20 protein-coding genes and 1 tRNA gene are annotated in these 24,778 nt (G+C 42.2%); 12 read left to right on the forward strand and 9 right to left on the reverse strand.

Translation table 11 applies throughout. From position 1 onward, the window contains the following. Window positions 1-40 precede the first annotated feature (40 nt). Window positions 41-1,549 carry a DHA2 family efflux MFS transporter permease subunit gene (locus WMZ97_RS08500; protein ID WP_343271645.1) on the forward strand — a complete coding sequence of 503 codons (1,509 nt, stop codon included), beginning with the start codon at window positions 41-43 and terminating at the stop codon, window positions 1,547-1,549. 375 nt (window positions 1,550-1,924) lie between these two features. Here WMZ97_RS08500 and WMZ97_RS08505 read toward each other — a convergent pair whose 3' ends face one another. Both WMZ97_RS08505 and WMZ97_RS08510 read right to left on the reverse strand, forming a co-directional pair. Beyond that, entirely contained in the window at window positions 1,925-3,280 is a 1,356-nt protein-coding gene (locus tag WMZ97_RS08505; protein ID WP_343271646.1) for an MFS transporter, read from the reverse strand. A 224-nt stretch (window positions 3,281-3,504) separates the two neighbouring features. After that, window positions 3,505-3,577: transfer RNA gene (locus WMZ97_RS08510), tRNA-Ala, on the reverse strand. Between the two features lie 262 nt (window positions 3,578-3,839). On the opposite strand from WMZ97_RS08510, the gene WMZ97_RS08515 reads away from it, so the two are divergent. Together WMZ97_RS08515 and WMZ97_RS08520 are read left to right on the forward strand one after the other, a co-directional pair. Beyond that, complete coding sequence (locus WMZ97_RS08515; RefSeq protein ID WP_343271647.1) at window positions 3,840-5,123, forward strand: S8 family peptidase; 1,284 nt, start codon at window positions 3,840-3,842, stop codon at window positions 5,121-5,123. 123 nt (window positions 5,124-5,246) lie between these two features. Then, the gene (locus WMZ97_RS08520) at window positions 5,247-5,579 is read left to right on the forward strand and encodes an MGMT family protein (protein ID WP_343271648.1); all 333 of its coding nucleotides are present in this window, start codon (window positions 5,247-5,249) and stop codon (window positions 5,577-5,579) included. 197 nt (window positions 5,580-5,776) lie between these two features. Here WMZ97_RS08520 and WMZ97_RS08525 read toward each other — a convergent pair whose 3' ends face one another. After that, a complete protein-coding gene (locus tag WMZ97_RS08525) occupies window positions 5,777-6,850 on the reverse strand; it encodes a YeiH family protein (RefSeq protein WP_343271649.1) in 1,074 nt (357 codons plus the stop codon). A 125-nt stretch (window positions 6,851-6,975) separates the two neighbouring features. On the opposite strand from WMZ97_RS08525, the gene WMZ97_RS08530 reads away from it, so the two are divergent. After that, window positions 6,976-7,881, forward strand: a complete 906-nt coding sequence (locus tag WMZ97_RS08530) for a LysR family transcriptional regulator (RefSeq protein ID WP_343271650.1) — start codon at window positions 6,976-6,978, stop codon at window positions 7,879-7,881. A 107-nt stretch (window positions 7,882-7,988) separates the two neighbouring features. Here the strand turns inward: WMZ97_RS08530 and WMZ97_RS08535 are convergent, their stop codons facing one another. From WMZ97_RS08535 to WMZ97_RS08550, 4 genes are all read right to left on the reverse strand, one after another. Continuing rightward, a complete protein-coding gene (locus WMZ97_RS08535; RefSeq protein ID WP_343271651.1) occupies window positions 7,989-9,983 on the reverse strand; it encodes an acetoacetate--CoA ligase in 1,995 nt (664 codons plus the stop codon). Window positions 9,984-10,132: 149 nt separating this feature from the next. Continuing rightward, window positions 10,133-10,573: a YueI family protein gene (locus WMZ97_RS08540; RefSeq protein ID WP_343271652.1), complete on the reverse strand. Its 441-nt coding sequence runs from the start codon at window positions 10,571-10,573 to the stop codon at window positions 10,133-10,135. Between the two features lie 111 nt (window positions 10,574-10,684). Further along, entirely contained in the window at window positions 10,685-10,930 is a 246-nt protein-coding gene (locus tag WMZ97_RS08545) for a DNA alkylation repair protein (protein ID WP_343271653.1), read from the reverse strand. A 100-nt stretch (window positions 10,931-11,030) separates the two neighbouring features. Further along, a complete protein-coding gene (locus WMZ97_RS08550; RefSeq protein ID WP_405027669.1) occupies window positions 11,031-11,210 on the reverse strand; it encodes a YfhD family protein in 180 nt (59 codons plus the stop codon). A 161-nt stretch (window positions 11,211-11,371) separates the two neighbouring features. Between WMZ97_RS08550 and WMZ97_RS08555 the strand changes: the two genes are divergently transcribed. The 3 genes from WMZ97_RS08555 to WMZ97_RS08565 all read left to right on the forward strand — a co-directional run bounded on the left by WMZ97_RS08555 (window position 11,372) and on the right by WMZ97_RS08565 (window position 14,861). Beyond that, on the forward strand, window positions 11,372-12,241 hold the full coding sequence (locus WMZ97_RS08555) for a YitT family protein (protein ID WP_343271654.1): 870 nt from the start codon (window positions 11,372-11,374) through the stop codon (window positions 12,239-12,241). A gap of 475 nt (window positions 12,242-12,716) precedes the next feature. Next, entirely contained in the window at window positions 12,717-14,669 is a 1,953-nt protein-coding gene (locus WMZ97_RS08560; protein ID WP_343271655.1) for an aconitate hydratase, read from the forward strand. Window positions 14,670-14,684: 15 nt separating this feature from the next. Further along, a complete protein-coding gene (locus tag WMZ97_RS08565) occupies window positions 14,685-14,861 on the forward strand; it encodes a hypothetical protein (RefSeq protein ID WP_343271656.1) in 177 nt (58 codons plus the stop codon). A 67-nt stretch (window positions 14,862-14,928) separates the two neighbouring features. Here WMZ97_RS08565 and WMZ97_RS08570 read toward each other — a convergent pair whose 3' ends face one another. Together WMZ97_RS08570 and WMZ97_RS08575 are read right to left on the reverse strand one after the other, a co-directional pair. After that, window positions 14,929-16,869: an LTA synthase family protein gene (locus tag WMZ97_RS08570; protein ID WP_343271657.1), complete on the reverse strand. Its 1,941-nt coding sequence runs from the start codon at window positions 16,867-16,869 to the stop codon at window positions 14,929-14,931. A 172-nt stretch (window positions 16,870-17,041) separates the two neighbouring features. Continuing rightward, window positions 17,042-17,656 carry a spore coat protein gene (locus tag WMZ97_RS08575; protein ID WP_343271658.1) on the reverse strand — a complete coding sequence of 205 codons (615 nt, stop codon included), beginning with the start codon at window positions 17,654-17,656 and terminating at the stop codon, window positions 17,042-17,044. A gap of 162 nt (window positions 17,657-17,818) precedes the next feature. Here WMZ97_RS08575 and WMZ97_RS08580 point away from each other — a divergent pair, with 162 nt between their 5' ends. From WMZ97_RS08580 to WMZ97_RS08600, 5 genes are all read left to right on the forward strand, one after another. Continuing rightward, window positions 17,819-18,763, forward strand: a complete 945-nt coding sequence (locus tag WMZ97_RS08580) for an MBL fold metallo-hydrolase (RefSeq protein WP_343271659.1) — start codon at window positions 17,819-17,821, stop codon at window positions 18,761-18,763. Window positions 18,764-19,826: 1,063 nt separating this feature from the next. After that, window positions 19,827-21,536 carry a biosynthetic-type acetolactate synthase large subunit gene (gene ilvB, locus WMZ97_RS08585; protein ID WP_343271695.1) on the forward strand — a complete coding sequence of 570 codons (1,710 nt, stop codon included), beginning with the start codon at window positions 19,827-19,829 and terminating at the stop codon, window positions 21,534-21,536. After that, a complete protein-coding gene (gene ilvN / locus WMZ97_RS08590; protein ID WP_343271660.1) occupies window positions 21,533-22,048 on the forward strand; it encodes an acetolactate synthase small subunit in 516 nt (171 codons plus the stop codon). The genes ilvB and ilvN overlap by 4 nt, the downstream gene beginning before the upstream one ends. Window positions 22,049-22,105: 57 nt before the next feature. Further along, complete coding sequence (gene ilvC / locus WMZ97_RS08595) at window positions 22,106-23,140, forward strand: ketol-acid reductoisomerase (protein WP_343271661.1); 1,035 nt, start codon at window positions 22,106-22,108, stop codon at window positions 23,138-23,140. Beyond that, entirely contained in the window at window positions 23,127-24,671 is a 1,545-nt protein-coding gene (locus WMZ97_RS08600; RefSeq protein WP_343271662.1) for a 2-isopropylmalate synthase, read from the forward strand. Before ilvC ends, WMZ97_RS08600 begins: the two co-directional genes overlap by 14 nt. Window positions 24,672-24,778 lie beyond the last annotated feature (107 nt).

Consider the following 24,778-nt stretch of genomic DNA (forward strand, 5'->3'; position numbering starts at 1 on the left):
TGCACACGTATTATAAAGAAATAGGAGATGAGAAAGAAGTATGACTGAATCAGCAACAACTAATGTAACGAATATTAAAAAGGGGCCTATTCTTGCGGTTATTATTTTGGGCGCGTTTGTATCGCTTTTAAACCAAACATTGATGAATGTGGCTCTTCCTTCAATTATGGAGGATTTAGATATAGGAGAAAGCACCGCACAATGGATCACGACTGGGTTTATGTTGGTGAATGGTGTATTGATCCCGATTACTGCATTTTTAATGGAAAAGTTTTCAACCAGACAATTATTTATTACTGCGATTGGTTTATTTACTGTAGGTACACTCATTTGTGGAATAGCACCGGGATTTACTATTTTAATGGCTGGGCGGGTTATCCAAGCAATTGGTGCGGGAATTATTATGCCGTTATTAACAACGGTTGTCTTAGCCTTGTTTCCGGTTGAAAAACGTGGTGGAGCAATGGGGATTATTGGTATTGCAATTATCTTCGCCCCAGCTGTAGGACCAACGTTATCGGGATTTGTCGTTCAAAACTATTCATGGAGATTATTATTTTATATTATCTTGCCTATTGCCGTATTAACGACTATTTTGGCAATCATATTCTTGAAAAATGTTACCAAACAGACCTTTCCAAGTATCGATGTATTTGCAATTGTTCTGTCAACGATTGGATTTGGCGGTATTCTGTACGGGTTTAGTACTGCTGGCACGAACGGTTGGGACAGTCTAACAGTGATCATTGGCCTGATCGTTGGATTCGTAGGCCTTGCTTTGTTCGTTTGGCGTGAATTAGTTGTCGAAGTCCCAATGCTGGATTTTAGGGTGTTCAAAAGTGGGATCTTTTCGCTTACTACAGTTATTAATGTAGCAATCACGGTTGCAATGTTTGCGCCAATGCTTTTGATCCCGTTATATTTACAGAACATCCTGGATATCACACCGATGAATTCGGGTCTAATGCTGATGCCAGGCGCAATCGTAATGGGAATTATGTCGCCGATCACTGGTAAAGTATTTGATAAGATTGGTGCACGGCCACTAGCAATATTCGGATTAGCCATTACGGTAGTAACAACATATTTGTTCACGGATTTGACCGATACAACGAGTTATATGTATCTCATCGTCATTTATACGATCCGGATGTTTGGTATGTCGATGATTATGATGCCAATTATGACCGCTGGGCTTAACCAACTGCCACAACGGCTGCATCCACATGGCACAGCAATGGTGAATACGGTTCGTGCTGTAGCAGGTGCAATTGGTACTGCGTTCCTTGTAACAGTTATGACGAATCAGGCAAAAGGCAGTATTAAGGATATTATTATAAAAAACCATTTCGATCCACAGAACCAGCAAGACATGCTGCATGCTGCTAATCTTGCACAAGTTCATGGGATCAATGATGCGTTTATGGTATCGACCGTATTTGCTGTTGTAGGTTTAATTCTGTCGTTCTTCATCAAACGTGGCAGAACAACACAAGAAGAAGAACCAGAATTACCTCGAAAACAAGAACTAGAACCAGAAAGAGGATAAAGTGAAACTGCATTCAGTGAGGGGTTCGACGCACAGGACGTGATGGTTTTAGCCTGCCTTTCTTCCCTTACTGAATAGAGGCGCAAAGGCTAAGTTCTCAGGTATCCTGCTGCAACGCTTTGTGAGCTGCATCGTGCAGGCTGAGAACAGAACCGGACCTTTGTTATGCTTATTTTTTAGTTTCACCTCGAAATCCTGAAGTTGGGGTCTTACTGCCTGTTAAGCATGAGATAAATGGAAGGGGACAGCCTTCCACCACATTAATACATCAATGTGGTGGAAGACTGTCCCCCTTTTTTTAAAAAGATAAGTATAAAAAATTAGGCTCCATTTTACTCATTCCAAAATAGGCCATGTCCGGCTCCAGCGCCTTTCTTACACCCCGGTACGTAAACGGTTATTTTTAGGAAGGCGCAGTGCTAATACAATAACTAATACACAGAAAATGAGACTGATCATCGCTACCAGATGAAGGTGCTGAATATCTAAATGACTGTTAAAAGCAATACCAAGCAAGCACGATGAAAGAATGGATCCAAGATAGCGGCTGGTTTGAAATAGTCCGGAAGCTGAACCGGTTTCCTCAGGTGTTACCTGTTCATAAAGTGCCGTTTGCATGGAAATGTTATTAAACCCATTACTCATGCCGAGAATCGACATAATTACCAAAAACCAGATCAGGGATGAATCTTCTCGAAATGTTAGCAAAAGGGCGGTCCCAATTAATAAAAGCACAGCACCAGTAACAAGCGGCAGTTTGGATCCAAACCGGTCAATCATCTGTCCCGCAATCGGTGCGACAATCACACTAAAGCCTGCCAATGCCAGCATGATTAATCCCGTATGCTCCTCGCTGTACCCTTGAACTTGCTGCAAAAAGGTTGGAAATCCAAAGAAATAACAATAATAGATCAAATTGATACTGGTAAATTGCGCATAAACCATGGTTACATTAGAATTCTGTTTTAACGATGCCAGATCAATAAATGGCTCCTGTTGTCTGTTTTCCCAAAAATAAAAGCCGCCGGCAGCTAGTAAGAAGATAATCAATGCAGACCAGTGGATATTATTTTCAAGTGAAAGCAGGAATAAGATTAAGCCGATCATCGTTATTGTAAATAGGGCAATTCCAACAAAATCAATACGACGTAATTCAATCTTTCCTTGTCCTTTTGACGGCAAAATAAAAATGGCCATAACAAAGGATAGAATGATGAATGGAAAATTAATCAGAAATATTGATTGCCAATCCCATGATGCGATCAGGAACCCGCCAATGGAAGGACCGAACGCAGCAGATGTGGACGCAAAAATAGACAATGTTGCTAATGCTTTTCCTTGTCCTTTGGTTATATTTGTCCGAACCATACTCATTCCGCTTGGAAATAAGGTAGAACTGCCAATAGCTTGAAGAGCGCGACATCCTAGGAGGAAAGGGTAATTTGGTGAGAAAGGTGCCAGCATCGATGCACCAGCAACTAAAATTAACCCAGTTAGGAATAGCCGCTTAGGTCCAAACATATCGCTTAATTTCCCCATCACCGGCTGGGCAGCTGCGCTAGCCAGGTAAAATATCGAAATCAGCCAGGAAGCATCAGCAAAAGTCAGGGAATATACATGCTGCAGGCGTGTTAATGCAACAGAGATCATTGATGAATTCAATGGATTAAGTAGTGTCCCAAGTCCGATTGTTAGCACAAGCAGCCAAGGTTTATGTGTTGTCTTTGTCATACGGATCACCTTTTCATTCGTCTCTATTATCATTCCGGATAACTTTAATGATATGCGAAAGGGAAAGAAGTCGAAAATATTTTGCTCAAAAGGTAAAGATGAGAGTGCGTTTTAATTGATTTTTCTAAACGACAGAAAGACCGCCATCTTTTAGTAGACGGCGGTCTTTCTGTCATGAATTAGCAGGTGTAAAGCTTCAGCTAATCGAGGTTTCGATGTATAGATGGAGCATGCGGGGCTCGAACCCGCGACCTCTTGCATGCCATGCAAGCACTCTCCCAGCTGAGCTAATGCCCCAAAAGGAGAAAATCAATCACGTCACCTATTCTACCTTCTTTCGGATTTTTTTTCAAGTGAAAGTTCCTGAAATACTCCATAATGTAGAAAGTACTGTCCATAAGAGGAAAAATAAACTGATGGCTAAGAAATGTCTGGTCATTCTACTTTCGTCTACTCGTTGTCTGCCTTTTTTGCTCGCTTTTGAACCAATTCATTATGCAACCCTTTTTATTTTACGTACTATATCATGTCACGTAAATTTTTAGAGAGGAATGATAGTATGTTAGGTTTTTCAATGATTCAGCTTGCGCGGCAGATGAGTGACAAACTTGATACGAATATGTATCAAGAATTAGTTAAGCTTTACCATCCCTTTCGCTCTGTGCCCTGTTTTTTACACCGGCCTATAGAGTTTATAAGGAAAAAGACAAAAAAATTGCCGATTCTAATTGAATTTAATACCGATTCCTATGAACACGGCGTAAATGATGTTAGTATGTCTTCGCGCCGAAAACTCCGTCCGCTTCGATCTATTTCTAGTTGTTCCACCAAATTATCCATTCATAAAATAGAACGATTGCTTCGCCAATCCCAGCATATTAAAAAGATTCATTATGATAGAGAAATAAAAACATTACTGGATGTTGCATCACCAGCAGTTCATTCGAATCAGCTAAGGCAAGCTGGATTAACTGGAAAAGATGTTACCATTGCTGTTGTTGATACAGGAATATACGAGCACGAAGATTTAAAAGGTCGTATAACCGGATTTAAAGATCTGGTCAAAAATAAAAAGAAACCATACGATGATAATGGACATGGTACCCATTGTGCAGGAGATGCTGCAGGGGATGGTTCTGCTTCAAACGGAAAGTATCAAGGGCCAGCACCTGAGGCAAATGTAGTAGGTGTGAAAGTTCTTAATAAAATGGGCGCTGGTTCTCTGTCAACCGTAATTGAAGGGATTGAATGGTGTATCCAAAACCAATCAGTATATGATATTAACGTTCTTTCCTTGTCTATCGGGTCAGAGGCACAACAATCAGCTGAAGATGATCCGGTGGTAAAGGCCGTCGAGGAGGCTTGGAATAACGGGATTGTTGTTTGTGTAGCAGCTGGGAATGAAGGTCCAGCAAAGCAAACGATTTCAAGTCCTGGAATAAGTCCTAAAATCATTACAGTAGGTGCTGTTGATGACAAGAACACGGTCGATCGATCCGATGATCGTGTAGCTGGTTTTTCCAGTCGTGGTCCAACAATTGATGGTCTTCAAAAGCCTGATCTGGTAACACCTGGTGTGAATATTATATCCTTACGTTCTCCAGGATCATATTTAGATAAGACAGAACCTGGGGCACGTGTCGGCTCAGATTATTTCTCATTATCTGGAACCTCGATGGCTACACCGCTATGTGCTGGGGTCGTTGCACAGTTTTTGCAAAAGGAAGCCAATCTTTCTCCAGATCAAGTGAAGGAACGATTTATCAAGGCATGTGATACGATTGGACAGCCCCCTAATGTTCAAGGTAACGGGTACTTGAACGCAGCAAAATTATTATCATAAACGTAATGTAGGTACATCAGGTAGCGCTTGGTGTGCCTATCATCATGTGTTTTTCTAGTAGTAATACGCTATATCATTGTTCATGTTAACATAATAATATAAATCCAATTTGGAGGACTGCAGATGCAGCAATTTACGATAAATGTTATTGAAATTATCCAAACCATTCCTGAAGGACGTGTGATGACCTATGGACAAATTGCTACAAGTGCTGGCAGTCCCAGGGGCGCACGACAGGTAGCTAGAATTCTGCATTCGATGAGCAAGAAATATCATCTTCCGTGGCATCGAGTTGTTAATGCTCAAGGCATGATCAGTATCAAAGATGAAGAATTGCATCAGGTACAGAAGCTTTCCCTTGAGAGTGAAGGGGTAGTGGTTAATAAGCATGGTAAAATTAATTTGCAGCATTATCAACACATAAGGCTCAGTTTATCCCGCCTTAACGGGCAGTAAGACCCCTACTTCAAAAGATTTTGGAGTGGAACGAAAAAAGCGTTCTCTACCTCGGGAACGCTTTTTTGCAGGTCCTCTTTGCCGGTCATTTACCTTTGCTAAACTATCTATGTTGTATGCAATCAAACCAGGAATGTGTGCCCGATTGAGTACTCCGTGCACGACACTTCCTAACAATGCTCGGTCCAATCGCTGTATCACACAATAAAGAAAACAATGACTGAAAGAAAAATGGATGTAATGGTCATGGCGATCAATGGCTTCAATGCCTTTGTCCGCAGATCACGCAGGCTTACGTTTAATCCTAGCCCGACCATTGCAGCTGTCAGTAACCATGTAGTGATGTTGAAGACAACATTCATGACGCTGTCCGATACAGGGATGGAATGACCGAATACATAGCTTCCCAGTAAACTTAAAATAATGAATCCAACTAAAAACCATGGGAATTCGATTTTTGCATCCGATTGTTCGGCTCCTTTGCTTTTTCGCTTCATGATATAAATAAAGATAAAGCAAAGAGGAACAAGTAAAAATACACGACCTAATTTTGCCAGTAGAGCAATAGCTGTTGCCTGATCACCAGCAGGTTCCGCTGCTAACGCTACATGGGCGACCTCATGTAAACTGGAACCGGACCATATTCCGTAATGAATCGCATCTAATGGCAGAAAAGGCCTTAAAATAGTATAGCCAATCGCAAATACTGTACCCATTAACGCGATAATCCCAACACCAATAGCTGTATCCTCATCCTTTGATTTCACAATCGGTGCGACTGCGGCGATGGCAGCAGCTCCACAGACCCCGGTTCCAACCCCTAGTAATAGGGAAATGTTTTTGTCCGCCTTAAGTAATTTGGCAATCCAAATGGTGGCCAAAATAGCAAAAATGATAACCCCGGCATCACGAACAAGCAATCCGATTCCATCGTGAAGCACTGTGTCAATGTTTAATTTCAAACCATATAAAATGATTGCTGCCCGAAGTAATCGCTTTGAGGAAAACGCGATTCCGGAGCGAATGGCTTCCGGGTAACCAAAAATTTGCCGGTAAATGACCGCGATAATGATCGCACATGCTAACTGCCCAACATGGTCAAATCCAGGCACCAATGCTAAAAGATAGCCTAATAACGCGATTAAAAAAGTAAAAGCAACACCACCGATCCATTTCCAAATTGGTGATGGGTCCTTTTGTGGTTTGGTTGCTGTCTGTGCTTCCTCTGTTTGATCATTTGTTTCAACGTCTTTTAAGTTTTCTAACACCATTACGACACCTCCTGGTATTAGCATAGAATATTTATTGTGATAAGAAAAATAAATTATTATAATAAGTACGATAAGTAAAATGATATAATAGAATGAATACGTAAATATAGGTGGTGAAGTGGGAGATGGATCAACATTTACAAGTATTTGTTACAGTGGCTGAAAAGGAGAACTTTTCCCGGGCAGCAGAAGAGCTTCATATGACGCAACCAGCTGTAAGCCAATATATTCGTACATTTGAACAGCGTATCGGTACGCGATTGCTGGAGCGGTCAAATAAATATGTTCGCCTGAATAAAGCTGGTGAAATTGTCTATCATCATGCAAAGGAAATTCTCGGGTTATATACAACCATGCAAAATCTGGTAGATGATTTGGTCAACAAAGCAAACGGGCCATTATCGATTGGTGCAAGCTATACGTTTGGAGAATATGTATTACCGCGGATCGTTGCCAAATTACTGGAGGTATACCCGGCGATTCAGCCTGAGGTTACCATTGGCAATACATCAGAAATTGCCGATTTGGTGGCAACCCATCAATTGGATGTTGGCATTGTGGAAGGTCACTTTAAGGATCAACAATTAAGGATCGAGGAGTTTGCAGAGGATAAGATGGTTGTTGTTGCTTCAGCTAACCATACGTTAGTTAATAAGAAGTCTGTAGAGATACAGGATTTGGAAAGTGAGACATGGATTGTGCGTGAGAAAGGATCTGGGACAAGGGAAGCAACGGAAAATATGTTTCACCATTTGGAACTTTCCCCACAAAAATTAATGAATTTTGGCAGTACCCAACCGATCAAGGAAGCGGTTGAAGCAGGGCTTGGCATTAGCTTATTATCGCAATGGGCTATTCAAAAGGAACTTCAAAATGAGGACTTGAAAATCATTGACATAACCGGATTGCCATTTACGAGGCAGTTTTCGATCGTGACGAAATCGCGCTTCCAAACAAAGGCGCTGGAGGTATTTCTCGGTTTATTGCGCCATGATAAGGTGTTGACTACGTTAGGTAAAACGTCCTTTTAGGCTGTCATAGGCAAAGACTGTTCCTTGCTTAGACTTATATTTATAAAAAGGAGTTTCCGGCTAACAGGATAAAAAAACCACAGGCTATGCTGTGGTTTTAAATATTCTTATTTTGTTTTCGTGTCTAATTGTTCATTTGCAAACGAAATAAAGTAATGTAATGCTTGTGGATTAGCCAACGAGCCTTTGTTGACCACCTTGTTAACATCTTTTCCCATTAATATCTTCTTGATCGGGATTTCAAGTTTTTTCCCATTCAGTGTTTTTGGGATATCCGGGACCTGATAAATAGCTGTTGGTGTATGTCGCGGTGAACACTGTTCCCTGATTTGCTGCTTGATTTGCTTTTTAATATCATCCGTAAGCATATACCCATCTTTCATTAAAACAAATAATGGTACAAATGAATTCCCTTTGTGATCCTGAATATCGACTATTAAACTATCAGCTACCGATGACACCTGATCGACGGCACGATAAATTTCACTCGTACCGATTCGTACACCACCACGGTTAATGGTAGCATCGGATCTTCCGTAAATGACACAGGTATGCCGGTCTGTCACCTTTAGATAGTCGCCATGCCGCCAAATTCCGGGAAATTCATCAAAATAACTATCGTGTAAGCGGCTGCCATCAGGGTCGTTCCAGAAGTAAATAGGCATGGATGGAAATGGTTCTGTTAACACAAGCTCACCGACTTCCTCGATTTGTGGCTTGGCATTGTCGCTGAAGCTTTCAATTTTTGCACCAAGACCGCGACATTGCAGCTCCCCCGCATAAACTGGCAGGATAGGAGCCCCTAAAATAAATGCCGTACATACATCTGTGCCGCCACTTGCCGAAGCAATCCATAAATCGCTTTTTACATGATCATAGCACCATTGAAAGCCCTCTGGTGGCAAGGGAGAGCCGGTTGAACTAATGCTTTGCAAATGACGTAAATCAAAATCCTTGCCTGGGGTAATCCCATCTTTCATACATCCAGTAATAAAGCTGGCACTCGTACCAAAGACTGTCATTTTTGTACGTTCAGCAAACTTCCAGAGCATATTGTTATCGGGGTAACCGGGACTGCCATCGTATAAAACAATTGTACTGCCAGTTAGCAATCCTCCAACAAGAAAGTTCCACATCATCCAGCCAGTTGTGGTAAACCAGAAGAAGCGATCTTGTTCGCCAAGGTCGACATGGAAGGTGAGTGCCTTCAAATGTTCAAGTAAGATCCCTCCCTGACTTTGAACGATTGGTTTCGGCTTTCCAGTGGTGCCAGACGAGAATAGTACCCACAGTGGGTCATTAAATGAAACATGTTCATAGGTAAGGGTTAATTTTTGATCGGTGTTGATTGCATTATCCCATATCGTTACGTTCGTTAACTGGCCTGTTTTGGGATTGCTGTTTAAATATGGAACCACAATGGTAGCCGCCAATGTTGGAAGTTCCGCCTGTATATTTTCAACAACCGCTAAACGATTAAATTCCTTTCCGCCAAAGCGGTAACCATCAACGGTCAACATTACTTTTGGTTCGATTTGTTTAAAGCGGTCGATCACACTTTGCGTACCGAATTCAGGTGAGGCACTGGACCAGATCGCACCAAGGCTCGCTGTTGCTAAGAATGCGACAACAGATTCATAGATATTGGGAATATATGCGACGACTCGATCGCCTTTTTGAACACCAAGGTGTTTTAGTGTTTGTTGTAATGCTGCGGTGTCCTGATAAAGTTTCTCCCACGTGACTTCAGATGTATCGCGTAACTCGGAGGAATGGATGATTGCTGGTTTATGATTGTTGCGATTTCTGAAAATATGTTCCGTATAGTTAATTGCAGAACCTGAAAACCACGTTGCACCTGGCATTTTGTGTGAGGATAAAACCTGATTATACGGCTGTTTCGATTGAATATCAAAATATTCCCAGATCGATTCCCAGAATGCTTCCAGGTCATTCACCGACCATTCCCATAAAGTATGGTAATCTGGGAAATCCAGGTTTTTCTGTTGCTTCAGCCAGCGCATATAAGCATAGATATTGGAGTTTTGTTTTCTATGTTCATCAGGCTCCCATAGTAATGTTCCTTCTTCAATCGTGGCCATTAAAATTCCCCCTGAAAATAAAGTAATTACTATTATTATAGGAAACCGCTTACGAGGTGTAAAGTACTTGTCATTATTCCAAATAAGTTCAAATACTCCCCATCCTATGAAGAACAGGGAGTTTCAATATACTAATTGCTATAGAAAACTTAAACGGGCGGAAAAAACCAATGCTTTATCTTGGTTAAAAACGATTGTTGTTCTACCTCTTGATCATCTATTACGACATCATCATCGACAAAAATGTTTTCTATATCGATTGCTTTGTCATACGTCAAAACAGCACCAATATCAGATTCAGACTTTTCATTTGTTACGCTTGTATAAGGAATGTCATATTTATGTGCTAATTCCCTTTCCCGTTGAAAAAAGTGGTAGGGAATATGTCCATTTAGCAATAATTTTGTATTTGGATGGGCTTGCATGGCCTTTTCCAACCGCTGCAAAGCTTTATCCGACATAACCTGTCCTTTTGTTAGTACCAGCACAATCCGCTCCCGTAATGTCCCCAGATAATGCAAGCGTTCCGCATGTTTCGGTTTACGGATTCCATATATACCATCATTGAGATAGTCCTCTACCTGTTTCATTGATCTACCCTTCCTAACCAATGCCTTTTTCTCTATTGTATAAAGGAAGCAGGTGTGTATGCAATCTATTTGTTAAATATTTCACAAATACGTCACACGCCGATAGAGCAGTTATCCGTCATATTCAGCGAACTTTTTAAATGTTTGTTCATCCTCGATTAAACCGCAAACACCGCATTGAATTTTATGTTCTGGGCCATTATACAGAATATGAAAGATCTCCACATTTTCCTGGGAGTAATCATTAAGGATATCCCCTGTTTGTGCGTCCAGTTTTACCGGATGGGCAACTTGTTCAATTATATTAAATCTTGATCGATTGGTTTTGCAATTTGGGCAACGATATGCTTGTCCCATTTTCGAACACCTCCATTGGCGTAGTATGTAATATTGATGAAATTTTCGGGAGAGACAATTCGATAAGTGGTAGCCGAGTACATGACTCGGCCACCATTATTTATTTTCCTTTTACGCGTTTATCCGCTGCTTTACTTCGTACTTGTGCCTCTTTGTCAGCTTCATCAGCAAACGCCTCAGCAAATTCTACATCAATTCCATCGGACTTCAGGTCATTCTTAGGAGTTTGCGCAAGAATATTCCTGCCTCGTGCATGATTATGCTCGTCTCTTCCCATCATTTCCACCGCCTTATGAAAAATAAAGAGAATTTACAAGTATAGTATGTGTTTGTTTACCTATTTCATGTATTGAATGTTGTCTTTTCTAGAAATTGACAGTGCGGTTGAACAATTTTAAAATGAAAATATGTGTCAGATGAGAGAAGGGACTAAAAAGCGACATGAGCAAACAGAAAAACGCAAAACAAACTCTGTACGATTACGCAAAAGTTATTATTGGGGCAACACTTGTTGCGTTAGCTTATAACATATTTTTACTCCCGGCAAAGCTTGCGGCAGGCGGTATTTCGGGTGTGAGTACCATTTTATATGAAATGTATGGGTTAAGTCCGGCATCCACGCAGATGTTCATTAATATCCCGATTTTTATTATTGGCTGGATGGCACTTGGAAAAGACTTTAGTGGAAAAACACTTGTTGGAACTTTCTGGGTGCCATTTATCATCTATCTTACGGCGAACGTTCCGTACACGATTACCAATCCACTTTTAGGGGCTATTTATGGCGGGATTGTTCTCGGGATAGGGCTGGGTATTGTCTATAAAGGAAATGGATCCACCGGGGGAACCGCAGCTATTGCCCAAATTGTTAAGAAATTTACCGGACTATCAAGCGGGTATTCCCAGCTTATCGTCGATGGACTTGTGGTCATTTCATCGATAATTGTGTTCAATATCGAACTGACCTTATTTGCATTGATGTGTATTTATGTATCAAGTAAGGTAATTGATATGGTGCAATTACAAACAGCATCAACAAAATTAATCTTAATCATTACGGAGCATGAGGAGAAAGTCCAAAGCCTCATTCGCAATGAAATCGACAGAGGGTTGACCAAGATTCGTTCGGTAGGTGGGTATTCCAATGAAAGCAAAACGATGATTTTATGTGTAACCGATCAAACCGAAGCAGTAAATCTAAAACGGCTCCTCCAACAAGAAGAACCAACCGCCTTTGTGGTTTTCATCAATGCTTCCGAAATCCTTGGCCGCGGCTTCTCCCTGGACAAATACTACGGCCAAAAATTATAAAATGGGACAGGGCCTCAGGGGAGCTGCTGAAAAAGTGAATCGCCGATAAAGTTGGGAAAACCACTGATAAACTGGAACAAACCGCTGATAAAAGCGAACATCGCCGATAAACTGGAACAAACCGCCGATAAAATGAATATTGACAAATTTGAAAGGCGATATCTCCACATTTAATTGGTTAAAGGTGGGACTTTTTCAGTGGTCTCGGCCTCAGGTCGTGGGGTTTTTTTAGTAGAACACCATACTATTGCTCGGCCCTTTTTTGCTTGTTGTTGAATGGAGGACAGGCAGGAAACACTGACATAACCACAAAAAAAAACCACGATATAAAAATTATCTGCAAATCTTGAACATCATTGGTCTTAAGTTTCCTCCAGAATAAAGACAATGGATCTCGTGTCCCATGATGTATATATTTCTTGAAAATTTATAAACTAAATGTGGGTGAGAATTCTTTTTATAGGGAGGTATCTTTATGCCATTAAATATTACGCAAAAGTTAATTAAGGATCATCTTGTTTCCGGTGAGATGACTCCTGGTTCGGAAATCGGGCTGAAAATTGATCAGACGTTAACACAAGATGCAACAGGAACACTGGTCATGCTTGAACTGGAGGCAATGGAGCTTGATCGTGCTAAGACAGAGGCCTCAGCCCAATATGTTGACCACAACCTTATTCAGGTAGACAGTAAAAACCCGGATGATCATCTATTCTTGCAGAGTGCGACAAGACGATTCGGCATCCATTACAGTCGTCCGGGGAACGGTGTAAGTCATCCTGTTCATATGCAGCGTTTAGCCAAGCCTGGGAAAACATTACTAGGATCGGATAGCCATACATGTGCAAATGGATGTATGGGAATGCTGGCAATGGGAGCCGGTGGAATCGATGTGGCACTAGCGATTGCTGGGGAACCGTTCTATGTAAAAATGCCTCGTGTATGGGGCGTTAAGCTAACAGGAAAACTTCCGGATTGGGTGAGTGCGAAAGATGTCATTTTGGAAATGCTGCGGCGCCATGATGTAAAGGGCGGTGTAGGACGGGTTATTGAGTATTATGGTCCTGGTGTGGAAACACTGAGTGCAATGGATCGCCATGTTATTGCAAATATGGGGGCGGAATTAGGAGCAACTGGAACGGTTTTTCCTTCCGACAAAGAGATTAAACGCTTTTTAAAAGATCAGGATCGAGAGGACGATTGGATAGAGCTGGTCGCAGATAAAGGTGCTACGTATGATGTGGATGAAGAAATTAATCTATCTGAAGTGGAACCACTTATTGCAAAACCTTCAAGCCCAGGGAATGTGGTTACCGTTAAGGAGCTCGCTGGGACTCCAATATATCAATCCTATATCGGATCATCAGCAAATCCGGGTTTCCGTGACTTTGCGGTAGCAGCGGAAATGGTAAATGGTCGTTCGATTGCGGATGGCATCTCCTTTGATATTAATCCAACATCGAGACAGATGTTGACGGACTTAGTTAAGGAAAGTCATATCGCAAGTCTTCTGCAATCGGGAGCGCGTCTACATCAGGCTGGTTGTAATGGCTGCATAGGTATGGGGCAGGCACCAGCTACCGGCAGGAATAGTTTGCGAACTACACCACGAAATTTCCCAGGGCGATCCGGTACGAAAGAAGATAGTGTTTTCCTTTGCGGTCCAGAAACCGCGGCAGCTTCGGCATTAAAAGGAGAAATAACAGATCCAAGAACGCTTGATTTCGCGTATCCGAAAGTAAGTGAACCACGCAAACCAACCGTCGATACTAACTTGCTTGATGAACCAATTCCGTTTGAAGAAGCGAAGCAAGTGAAATTGCAAAAAGGACCAAATATCGCATCTATCCCAAAAATGGACCAGCTTCCGAACAACCTGGAATTGCCAATTTTATTAAAAATGGGTGATAACATTTCAACGGATGAAATCCTTGCAGGTGGAGCACGCGTATTACCGTTCCGAAGTAATTTACCGGAGATAAGTAAATTCGCCTTCGAAATTATTGATGATACCTACTATGATCGTGGTAAAAGGACGGTTGAACAAGGTGGGCATGCGGTTGTAGGCGGATTTAATTACGGACAGGGCTCCAGTCGGGAACATGCTGCACTAGCCCCGAGATACCTTGGATTACGTGTGGCATTGGTTAAAGACTTTGCGCGAATCCATTGGCAAAACCTTGTAAACTTTGGTGTACTGCCGTTAACATTTGTGGATGAAAAGGATTATGACATGCTTAGCCAAGGCGATACATTGGAAATCAATGATTTGCATAACAAAATAAAGCAGGGAAATAGATTCGCTATTCAAGTAAAAGGCAAGGAACAGAAAATACAAGTGGAACATGCATTATCTGAACGCCAAATGGACATTATGCTCAAAGGTGGCATCATTAACTGGGTAAAAGATCGTCAACAATTTGCATAGACAGGAGGAACAAAGATGGTTGATCGAGAACAAACTTGTAAAGCATGTGAAGGAACTGGTATGCTTTCCGATGATGAAGGCTGGCAATACAATTGCAGCGTATGTCACGGAACCGGGGTGTTGCCAGAGAACAGTAAATCCCGCGAGGCCCGTGTCATGGCAGTGGATGAAAATAACCGGCTGTTGGACTGAATGTGCAGAACATAAGTAAGGAAAAAAAAGAAGTAATCAAAGGGTTCCCAATGATTACTTCTTTTTTTTATTCATCCTCAGCTTGTGCGTCTTTTCCATATTTATAATCGGAAGGGTCTACTGGTTTCCAATCATCATTTGGCTTATAAAAACGCAACAAATCACCGAAAAGAAGTTTATCCGAAAGTTCGAGCTCATGGTTTATGGTATCACTTGTTTCTTTCATATTGTCTGTTATTTCTTCTATATCTTCACCAGTGTCATTGTCATAATAATTTCCACCGATCTTGCTGTATTTTGATGTGATAAAATCACCATTTCGGAACGCAACGAAGTCTTTATGGTCTTTGGAAAATAGATCGGTACCAAATTGGATGTAGTCCTGTGCATCAATCCCTGCCAGATGGAGCAATGTTGGCATTACATCGACTTCACCAGAATACGTATGGTCAATTCCTTTACCTTCTACGCCAGGTACTTTAATCATCAACGGTACGCGTTGCAATTGTGCATTTTCAAATGGTGTAATCTCTTTACCAATAAGTTCTTTCATAGCGTGTTTATGACGATCAGAAATACCATAATGGTCACCATAAAGCAGTATAACAGAATCATCATATAAACCGGCTTCTTTTAGCTCATCAAAAAACTGCTCCAATGATTCGTCCAAGTAACGGGCAGTTTGGAAATATCGGTCAACAGACGGATCACCCGTCTCTGCCGGATCAATCGTTGCATCTTCCGGATCAAGGAGATACGGATGATGGTTCGTTAGCGTGATTAAATGTGCATAAAATGGCTGCTGTAATGATTCCAGCATTGGGATGGACTCTTCAAAGAATGGTTTATCCTTTAGTCCATAGTTAATTACTTTGTCATCATCCATGTCATAGTAACTGGAATCAAAGAATTTGTCGACCCCAAATTGTTTATAAATTTCATCACGATTCCAGAATGACTTATTATCCCCATGAAGAACTGCTGAGGTATAGTCGCCTTCCTGGCCCAGGATTCCTGGTAGTGCCTGATACGTGTTTTTACCCTTTGTTACGAACGCAGCACCTTGTGGCAGGCCATAGATGGAGTTATCCATAATTAATTCGGCGTCTGCTGTTTTTCCTTGTTCCGTTTGATGGAAGAAGTTGTCAAAGTACGTGAAATTTTTATCCCTATCATGCACCAAAGAGTTTAAAAATGGTGTTACTTCTTCACCGTGTAATTTGTAATCAATCAAAAAGGATTGAAATGATTCCAAATGGATTTTAATAATGTTTTTTCCTTCTGCAGCTCCAAAGAGGTCAGGATCCGGTTCTGCATATTTGTTTTTCGTATAATTTTCCACTTCCGTCACGTCACTGCTGTCGGCAAACACGCGTTGTGATGAGGAATGAATACTTTGCAGTGCGTCATAGATGGCAAAATTATATGAACCAATATATTTGACAACATAGTTACGGTCAAATGTACGTTTCAGTAACTGTGGACGGTCAATTTCCGCCAATCCCAGGTTCACCGTAAATACAATGACACCAATCGTCATGATCGTCAGTGGCTTTCTCGGCCTGATACGATTGACAGACCAATTGCTTCTGCTCCAAACAAACAGGGCAACAACAATAAAGAAGTCCAAAAAGTAAAACACGTCATACCACTCTGCCAAACTAGCAATACTGCCACCAAGGCTGCCAAAGTTACTAGTTTGTGTCAGTGTTGGCAAGGTTATATAATCACTATTAAAACGGTAATATACGACATTTGCATAAACAAGGAAGCTCATCAAAAATTCAATGATAATCATCCATATACCTGCTCTTTTTCCTTTCGCGAACAATGCAATCGCTAAGAAAAACAAGGCAGAACTTAATGGGTTAATAAATAAAAGAAACTGCTGATACCCACCTTGGACATCCAAATTAAATTCAAATAAATATATTAAATACGTTTTTATCCAAAGTAAAACGACGGCAACAGAAAAGAAACCCAATTTTGAAGAAAATAGCTTCTTCATCGTTTTTCTCACCTCAAATTTAGTTTGCTTATATATTAATATCCTCAATCAAGGTATTCTAAACCAAAATGAAGATAATTGCAAGGGCTATGCAAAAGTTACCAATGAAGCGAGATGAGTAGGTTTAGGTACAAAATACTACCCGCTGTGGGTCAGCGGGTAGTATTTCTTCTTAATGCGGCATTGTGCCCTGTATTGGTGCATAACTGTTTTGAAACGCTTGCATGTCCTGTGGCTGCAGTTGTGGAACCTGGTAATATTGATGTTTGTTTTGATACAAAAATACCTCATAAGCCATTTCGATCATATTTGGAACACTGTCTGCAAAAATGCGCCTTAAGACGGGATTGGACATTTCTGTTGCGGACATGGTAAATGCAGAAGCGGCAGACTTTAATTGCCCCAGCATGAAACCGGATATGCATTGATCGTTTATTTCATTAACGGTTTGACTTGGCGTTTTGGGAGCTGATGGCTGCATGCCGTAAACAACATTATTGTTTTGCTCCATGTTATACGTTTGTGTTTTGACAGCTGGGTCCTGTCCTGATTTGAATGTCTGGCAAATCGTATTATAAAGCTGTGCACAAAAAGTACGATGACGTTGCGTCATGGCCATTAATTCCTGATCTTGGATGTGCTGTTCATATAATAAATATTGCTCCATAACTCCCGTCAATGTGGACAATGCTTCATGGGCATCAAACATATCATGCCCACCGAAATCCTGTTGTGAAGGCATTTGTGGAGAACTCTGCATATTTGGATGCTGGTTTTGATTTTGCATTTAAATAAACCTCCTTTAATTTTATCAGCGTTAGTTTATCCATTTTGTTTAGGAGGTATGCGAATGATTTACAACTTTTTTGTTTGTGTAGTTGTTTCAATGTTCTGTATAATGAAGTAAGAATGCAAAAGCAAAAATACAAAAAAAGTGGGGATGAGGAAAATGAAGACTTGTGAGCCAATACAATTGGATGAACGCATTAATCTGATCGACGGGTTTGATTTAGGTGTTTCCAAGCGAACGGGTACATATGTTATTAATGAGCAGGAATTGACATTGGTGGAGACAGGGCCAAGTCCATCCGTGAAACATATCAAGCAGGGGCTGGAGCAGCTTGGTTTTACATTGGAACAAGTGAAATATATTATTGTGACACATGTTCATTTGGATCATGCCGGCGGGGCTGGATTATTTCTTCGGGATTGTCCAAATGCAACGGTTGTCGTTCATCCTAAAGGGGCAAGACATCTTGCTGATCCAGCACGCCTGGCTGCCAGTGCCCGAGGTGTGTATGGGGACAGCTTCCAGGAATTGTTTGATCCCATTTTACCTGTACCGCAAGAACGATTGTTAATAAAAGGGGAAGGGGACACTCTGGATGTTAGTCCCACATGTTCACTGAAATTTTTAGATACACCTGGTCATGCCAAACATCATTTTAGCATTTACGATCCGGTTAGTAATGGAATTTTTACAGGAGACACGGCAGGTATCCGTTACGAGCAATTAATTCCGGATGGGGTTGACTTATTTTTACCGTCTACCTCGCCAAATCAATTTGATCCGGATGCAATGAAGCAAGCGATCAATCGAATCGAGGAAATGCATGTGGATCGTATTTATTTTGGACATTTTGGGATGACAAAAAAAGTAGATGAGGCGTTAAAACAAGTTTCCGAATGGCTGGACGTTTTTATACAGGAAGGGCAACAGGTTTTTAACGAGGGAAAAGGATATGATGAACTTTCCGGAAGATTATTGCAGCGCGTTAAAGAGTATCTGCGAACATTACTGATTGATGACAATCATGGTGTTTACGTAATCATAAATATGGACATGCAAGTCAGTTCACTAGGGATAATCGACTATTTTCAAAAACAAAAGTAAGCAGAAAAGTGCAGCGGGGCCGTTCAGCGACGTATGCCATAAGCAAGGGACCGTAGAGCGCCCGAACTTTGGCGCTCGAAGTGTCCATTGCTTATGGCAGTAGTCGTTGGCCCAACGCGCAACTGGATCAGAAAAGTGCAGCGGGCCGTTCAGCGACGTATGCCATAAGCAAGGGACCGTAGAGCGCCCGAACTTTGGCGCTCGGAGTGTCCATTGCTTATGGCAGTAGTCGTTGGCCCAACGCGCAACTGGATCAGAAAAGTGCAGCGGGGCCGTTCAGCGACGTATGCCATAAGCAAGGGACCGTAGAGCGCCCGAACTTTGGCGCTCGGAGTGTCCATTGCTTATGGCAGTAGTCGTTGGCCCAACGCGCAACTGGATCAGAAAAGTGCAGCGGGGCCGTTCAGCGACGTATGCCATAAGCAAGGGACCGTAGAGCGCCCGAACTTTGGCGCTCGGAGTGTCCATTGCTTATGACAGTAGTCGTTGGCCCAACGCGCAACTGGATCAAGAAAGTGCAATGCCCCGTGCTCTGGATTAAAAAAATTTTTACTTTTTTCAGATTTGCCAAGTTGTTGAGATACGGCTGATGTAAGCGCAACCAATTTATTTAGACTAATCAAAAGTATCAAAAAAATGATAAATGCCTGTTGACCCTTTTGGAAAAACGTTGTATGATAATTCGCAATATCAATGATTCAAATTTTAAAAAAATATAGTGATGAATTCGATGACGGGAATAAAGGAATAAGGGTTTGTATTTACAGAGATCTAGGGTTGCTGGAAGCCTAGAAATACATCTTACTCCGACATCTTCCCTGAGTGCTTGGCTGAACGGATCTGATCTTATTAGGCTTAGCCGGGTGTACTTTGCACCTGTTACCAAAGGGAGCTTTTCATAGAGCTCCATAAGGCAGTATTCGCGAGGATGCTGTGAACCTGGGTGGTACCGTGAAGAGGAAGACTCTTTTCATCCCATTAAATTCTGTTGATACGCAGTTTTTAGGGATGAAGAGGGTCTTTTTTTAATTTATTAACATTAAGGAGGTATGAATAGGTGAAGATGGAGGTTGAACGTGAGTTGGATACGAAAAAATCGATTAGTGGTGCTGAACTGCTCATTGAAACATTGGTAGAAACAGGGGTAGACACAGTATTTGGATATCCGGGTGGGGCGGTGTTACCCATTTACGATGCGTTATATCGCAGTGACAATCCGTTTAGGCACATTCTTTCCAGGCATGAACAAGGCTCGATTCATGCAGCAGAGGGGTATGCACGCGTTACGGGAAAACCCGGAGTTGTTCTGGCAACATCAGGCCCGGGTGCAACCAATTTAGTGACTGGAATTGCGGATGCAATGATGGATTCATTGCCGCTGGTTATATTTACCGGCCAAGTGGGCAGCAACGTCATTGGGACAGATGCATTTCAGGAGACAGATGTCATGGGGGTTACTACTCCAATCACAAAGTATAATTATCAGTTGAAACAGCTTAGCGAGTTACCACGTGTTGTCAAAGAAGCTTTCCATATTGCGAGTACAGGGAGACCGGGACCGGTAGTTATTGACATACCAAAGAATGTATCTACAACTATTTCGTCTGAAAAATTTGATAACCAGATGCATTTACCCGGGTATCAGCCAACAATTAAACCGAACCCATTGCAAATGGTAAAGCTTACGGATGCCCTGTCTAACGCCAAAAAGCCATTGGTGCTGGCTGGTGCAGGGGTATTGTTTGGCAAAGCCTCCAAGGAATTACAACAGTTCGTGGAGAAATATCAACTGCCGATTACGACGACATTACTTGGGCTTGGCAGTTTCCCGGGGACACATCCTTTGTTTTTGGGAATGGCAGGCATGCATGGGACATACGCAGCGAACATGGCCATTTATGAATGTGATTTATTAATTAATATTGGTGCACGGTTTGATGATCGTTTAACCGGGGCATTGGAGCATTTCGCACCAAAGGCAAAGATTGCCCATATCGACATTGATCCAGCGGAAATAGGCAAAAATGTTTTAACGGATATCCCCGTTGTTTCAGATGCGAAAGAGGGACTGCTTGCCTTGCTAAACCGATCGGTGGAAATGCCGCAGCATGAAGCATGGAAGCAACAATTGCAGGAAAATAAAGTAGCATTTCCGCTTTGGTATGACCGGCCAGATGAATTGTTGTCACCGCAATGGTTAATTGAAGAAGTGTATCGCGCATCAAACGGGGAGGCGATCATTACCACGGATGTTGGTCAGCATCAAATGTGGGCAGCCCAATATTATCCGTTTGATAAACCAAATAAGTGGGTTACATCCGGCGGGCTCGGAACGATGGGATTTGGCTTCCCGGCTGCGATTGGGGCACAATTAGGGGCCCCAAAAGAGCTGGTGGTCTCCATTGTTGGTGATGGTGGATTCCAAATGACCCTGCAGGAACTGTCCATGGTTAAGGATTATCACCTCCCAGTCAAAATATTGATTGTCAATAACGGTTCATTGGGAATGGTTCGCCAGTGGCAGGAGAAGTTTTATGGGGAACGTTATTCGGAATCAATCATTTCAAGCCCGGACTTCGTAAAATTGGCAGAAAGTTATGGCATTAAAGGTTTTCGTGTTGACAAAGAGGAAGATGTTCCGGGAATGTTGAACACGATTTTTTCCAATGATGAACCGGTTGTTGTCGATTGCCGAGTAGTCAAAGAAGAATGTGTTTTCCCAATGGTTCCTGCCGGGAAGGGAAATCACGAAATGATCGGGGTGAAGAGATGAAGCGGATTATAACAGCTACGGTGCAAAACCGAAGCGGCGTTCTTAATCGGGTAACAGGAATGCTATCGAAACGCCAATTCAATATTGAAAGTATTTCCGTTGGCAGTTCGGAAACAGAAGGCATTTCCAAGATGACATTGGTAGTTGATGTAAGTGATTTTCAAAAATTGGAGCAGTTGACAAAGCAGCTGAACCGGCAAATTGATGTTATCAAAGTCTCGGACATTACCGATAAGGCGATGGTTGCCAGGGAATTAGCGTTGATTAAAGTAGTTGGAAGCGGACAGCTAAGGGCAGAAATTCAAGGTGTCATTACGCCATTTCGGGCATCGGTTATTGATGTAAGCAAGGATAATCTGACGATACAGGTTGTCGGCAAGCCAGACAAGGTAGATGCCCTGATCACATTGCTTCGTCCGTATGGCATTAAGGAATTGACCAAAACCGGGATCACCGCCTTTCTGAGAGGGCAGCAGCAAAGTGTTGCTGAAATCAATTATTTATCTATTTGACCATAGCCTTTATGGTTTTCAAATATAAAAATTCACACAATATGGGAGGAATAAACAATGGCAAAAGTACTTTATGAAAAGGATATTCAAAAAGAGGTATTACAAGGGAAGAAAATCGCAGTAGTAGGTTATGGATCACAAGGGCATGCTCATTCTCAAAATTTAAGAGACAGCGGGTATGATGTTGTTGTCGGACTCCGCCCAGGTAAATCACAACAAAAAGCAGAAGAAGATGGCTTCACCGTTCTTTCGGTTGCTGAAGCGGTAAGTCAAGCAGACGTTGTCATGATACTTTTGCCAGACGAAATGCAACCAAAAGTATATCAGGAAAGTATTAAAGACAATCTGAAGCCAGGCAGTGCGATTGCATTTGCGCATGGATTTAATATTCACTTTACCCAAGTGGTACCACCATCGGATGTTGATGTATTCATGGTAGCTCCAAAGGGACCAGGACATTTGGTACGCCGAACATATGAAGAAGGTGCAGGGGTACCCGCGTTATATGCAGTACACCAAGATGTAACTGGAAATGCGAAACAGCTTTCTTTGGCATATGCAGACGGAATTGGGGCTGCCCGGGCAGGAATTCTCGAAACATCCTTCCAGGAAGAAACGGAAACCGATTTGTTTGGTGAACAGTCCGTACTATGCGGCGGCTTGACTTCCCTGATCAGATCAGGCTTCGAAACATTGGTTGAGGCAGGATATCAGCCGGAAATTGCCTATTTTGAATGTTTGCATGAAATGAAGCTTATCGTGGATTTGGTCTATGAAGGCGGGTTTGAAAACATGCGCTACTCCATCTCGGATACGGCGCAATGGGGAGACTTTGTATCCGGACCACGGGTAGTTAATGATGAAACAAAAGCACGCATGAAAGAGGTTCTTGCCGATATTCAATCAGGTGAATTCGCCAAAGGATGGATCCTGGAAAACCAGGCAAACCGACCAAAATTTAATGCAATCAATAATAAAGAAAACAACCATCTCATTGAAACAGTAGGAAGGGAGTTACGTGAGTTAATGCCTTTTGTTAAAAATCCAATCCAACAAAAACAAAAGGATGTGAAAGAACATGTCACAAATTAAGATTTTTGATACCACGTTGCGTGATGGCGAGCAATCTCCTGGGGTAAACCTGAACCAACTGGAAAAGCTGGAAATTGCCAAACAGCTGGAACGGTATGGCGTGGACCGGATGGAGGCAGGATTTCCTGCTTCCTCCAAAGGGGATTTCAATGCGGTAAAAACGATTGCGGATACGATTAAAGGAACATCCGTTACAGGGCTTGCACGAACGGTGAAATCAGACATTGATGCGTGTTGGGAAGCGTTAAAAGGTGCAGAAGAGCCATGTGTGCATATCTTTTTGGCCACATCGCCAATTCACATGACATACAAATTAAAGAAATCACCACAGGAAGTAATTGACACTGCGGTGGAAATGGTTTCCTATGCCAGTCGGAAATTTCCGCAAATCGAATGGTCAGCAGAAGATGCATCACGTTCGGATTTGGATTTTCTAGCCCAAATTATTGAGCAAGTCATCGATGCAGGTGCAACCGTGATTAACCTGCCAGATACAGTAGGTTATGCGACACCAAGTGAATATGGAAACATGTTTCGTTATATCAAAGAAACGGTACCAAATATTGATCGTGTCCGGCTTTCCTGTCATTGCCACAATGATCTTGGCATGGCTGTAGCGAACTCCATTGCTGCAGTGGAAAATGGTGCGACACAAGTTGAGGGAACCATTAATGGAATTGGGGAGCGTGCCGGAAATGTTGCGTTAGAGGAAGTGGCGGTTGCATTAAAAATCCGTTCAGATCATTACCCTTATTCAACGGGGGTTAACTTTGCCGAGACAAAGCGTACGAGTGATTTGGTAGCCAAATTGACAGGTATGTATGTGCAAGCGAATAAGGCAGTTATTGGGCGTAATGCATTTGCACATGAATCCGGTATTCATCAGGACGGGGTACTGAAAAATGCCTCCACCTATGAAATTATTACACCGGAGATGGTTGGGGTCAGCTCCAATACACTGTTCCTGGGAAAACACTCCGGACGGCATGCATTTAAGGACAATGTGGAAAAATTGGGCTTTGAACTGTCCGATGAAAAACTTCAAGAAGCGTTTAATCAGTTTAAACTGTTAACGGATCGAAAAAAAGAAGTAACCGATGATGATCTGTTTACCATTTTGACGGAAGTGCAAACTGATATGTCCAAGGTGGATAAATATCAGCTGGAAATGTTCCAGGTACAATATGGCACAGCGAATATTCCAACGGCTACAGTCAAATTGAAAACGCCGGATGAGGAAATGGTTCAAGCCGCCTGTACTGGTCAGGGCAGTGTGGAAGCACTGTATGAAACATTAGATTCGTTAATTATGGAAGACCTGCAGCTTGTGGATTACCAGTTGAATTCCGTGGGACGTGGCAAAGATGCTCTTGCAGAATCGCATGTACAGCTCATTGTTAACGGGGAACCGATGAACGGCAGAGGGTCGGCACAGGATGTGATTGAAGCATCCGCAAATGCGTTTTTAAATGCAGTCAATCGCTATCTTGTACAACAGCAGGCTAGTCATAAGAAGCAAGCTGTAAAATAAGAAACAAAGGGTAAGCGCCCGTTTAACGGAAGGACGACTAAAGTCAAAACGTCCTGTCCCAACGCCGGCGTGACCAGCGTTATGCAGGTCCGCGGGCGCTGTCACAA

Origin of the sequence: Lentibacillus songyuanensis (genome assembly GCF_039548255.1) — a bacterium.
Lineage (GTDB): Bacteria > Bacillota > Bacilli > Bacillales > Amphibacillaceae > Lentibacillus_C > Lentibacillus_C songyuanensis.

Coding starts and splice junctions, on each gene's coding strand:
- WMZ97_RS08500 (WP_343271645.1), top strand. CDS start 41: ATGACTGAATCAGCAACAACTAATGTAACGAATATTAAAAAGGGGCCT.
- WMZ97_RS08505 (WP_343271646.1), bottom strand. CDS start 3,280: ATGACAAAGACAACACATAAACCTTGGCTGCTTGTGCTAACAATCGGA.
- WMZ97_RS08515 (WP_343271647.1), top strand. CDS start 3,840: ATGTTAGGTTTTTCAATGATTCAGCTTGCGCGGCAGATGAGTGACAAA.
- WMZ97_RS08520 (WP_343271648.1), top strand. CDS start 5,247: ATGCAGCAATTTACGATAAATGTTATTGAAATTATCCAAACCATTCCT.
- WMZ97_RS08525 (WP_343271649.1), bottom strand. CDS start 6,850: ATGGTGTTAGAAAACTTAAAAGACGTTGAAACAAATGATCAAACAGAG.
- WMZ97_RS08530 (WP_343271650.1), top strand. CDS start 6,976: ATGGATCAACATTTACAAGTATTTGTTACAGTGGCTGAAAAGGAGAAC.
- WMZ97_RS08535 (WP_343271651.1), bottom strand. CDS start 9,983: ATGGCCACGATTGAAGAAGGAACATTACTATGGGAGCCTGATGAACAT.
- WMZ97_RS08540 (WP_343271652.1), bottom strand. CDS start 10,573: ATGAAACAGGTAGAGGACTATCTCAATGATGGTATATATGGAATCCGT.
- WMZ97_RS08545 (WP_343271653.1), bottom strand. CDS start 10,930: ATGGGACAAGCATATCGTTGCCCAAATTGCAAAACCAATCGATCAAGA.
- WMZ97_RS08550 (WP_405027669.1), bottom strand. CDS start 11,210: ATGATGGGAAGAGACGAGCATAATCATGCACGAGGCAGGAATATTCTT.
- WMZ97_RS08555 (WP_343271654.1), top strand. CDS start 11,372: ATGAGCAAACAGAAAAACGCAAAACAAACTCTGTACGATTACGCAAAA.
- WMZ97_RS08560 (WP_343271655.1), top strand. CDS start 12,717: ATGCCATTAAATATTACGCAAAAGTTAATTAAGGATCATCTTGTTTCC.
- WMZ97_RS08565 (WP_343271656.1), top strand. CDS start 14,685: ATGGTTGATCGAGAACAAACTTGTAAAGCATGTGAAGGAACTGGTATG.
- WMZ97_RS08570 (WP_343271657.1), bottom strand. CDS start 16,869: ATGAAGAAGCTATTTTCTTCAAAATTGGGTTTCTTTTCTGTTGCCGTC.
- WMZ97_RS08575 (WP_343271658.1), bottom strand. CDS start 17,656: ATGCAAAATCAAAACCAGCATCCAAATATGCAGAGTTCTCCACAAATG.
- WMZ97_RS08580 (WP_343271659.1), top strand. CDS start 17,819: ATGAAGACTTGTGAGCCAATACAATTGGATGAACGCATTAATCTGATC.
- ilvB (WP_343271695.1), top strand. CDS start 19,827: ATGGAGGTTGAACGTGAGTTGGATACGAAAAAATCGATTAGTGGTGCT.
- ilvN (WP_343271660.1), top strand. CDS start 21,533: ATGAAGCGGATTATAACAGCTACGGTGCAAAACCGAAGCGGCGTTCTT.
- ilvC (WP_343271661.1), top strand. CDS start 22,106: ATGGCAAAAGTACTTTATGAAAAGGATATTCAAAAAGAGGTATTACAA.
- WMZ97_RS08600 (WP_343271662.1), top strand. CDS start 23,127: ATGTCACAAATTAAGATTTTTGATACCACGTTGCGTGATGGCGAGCAA.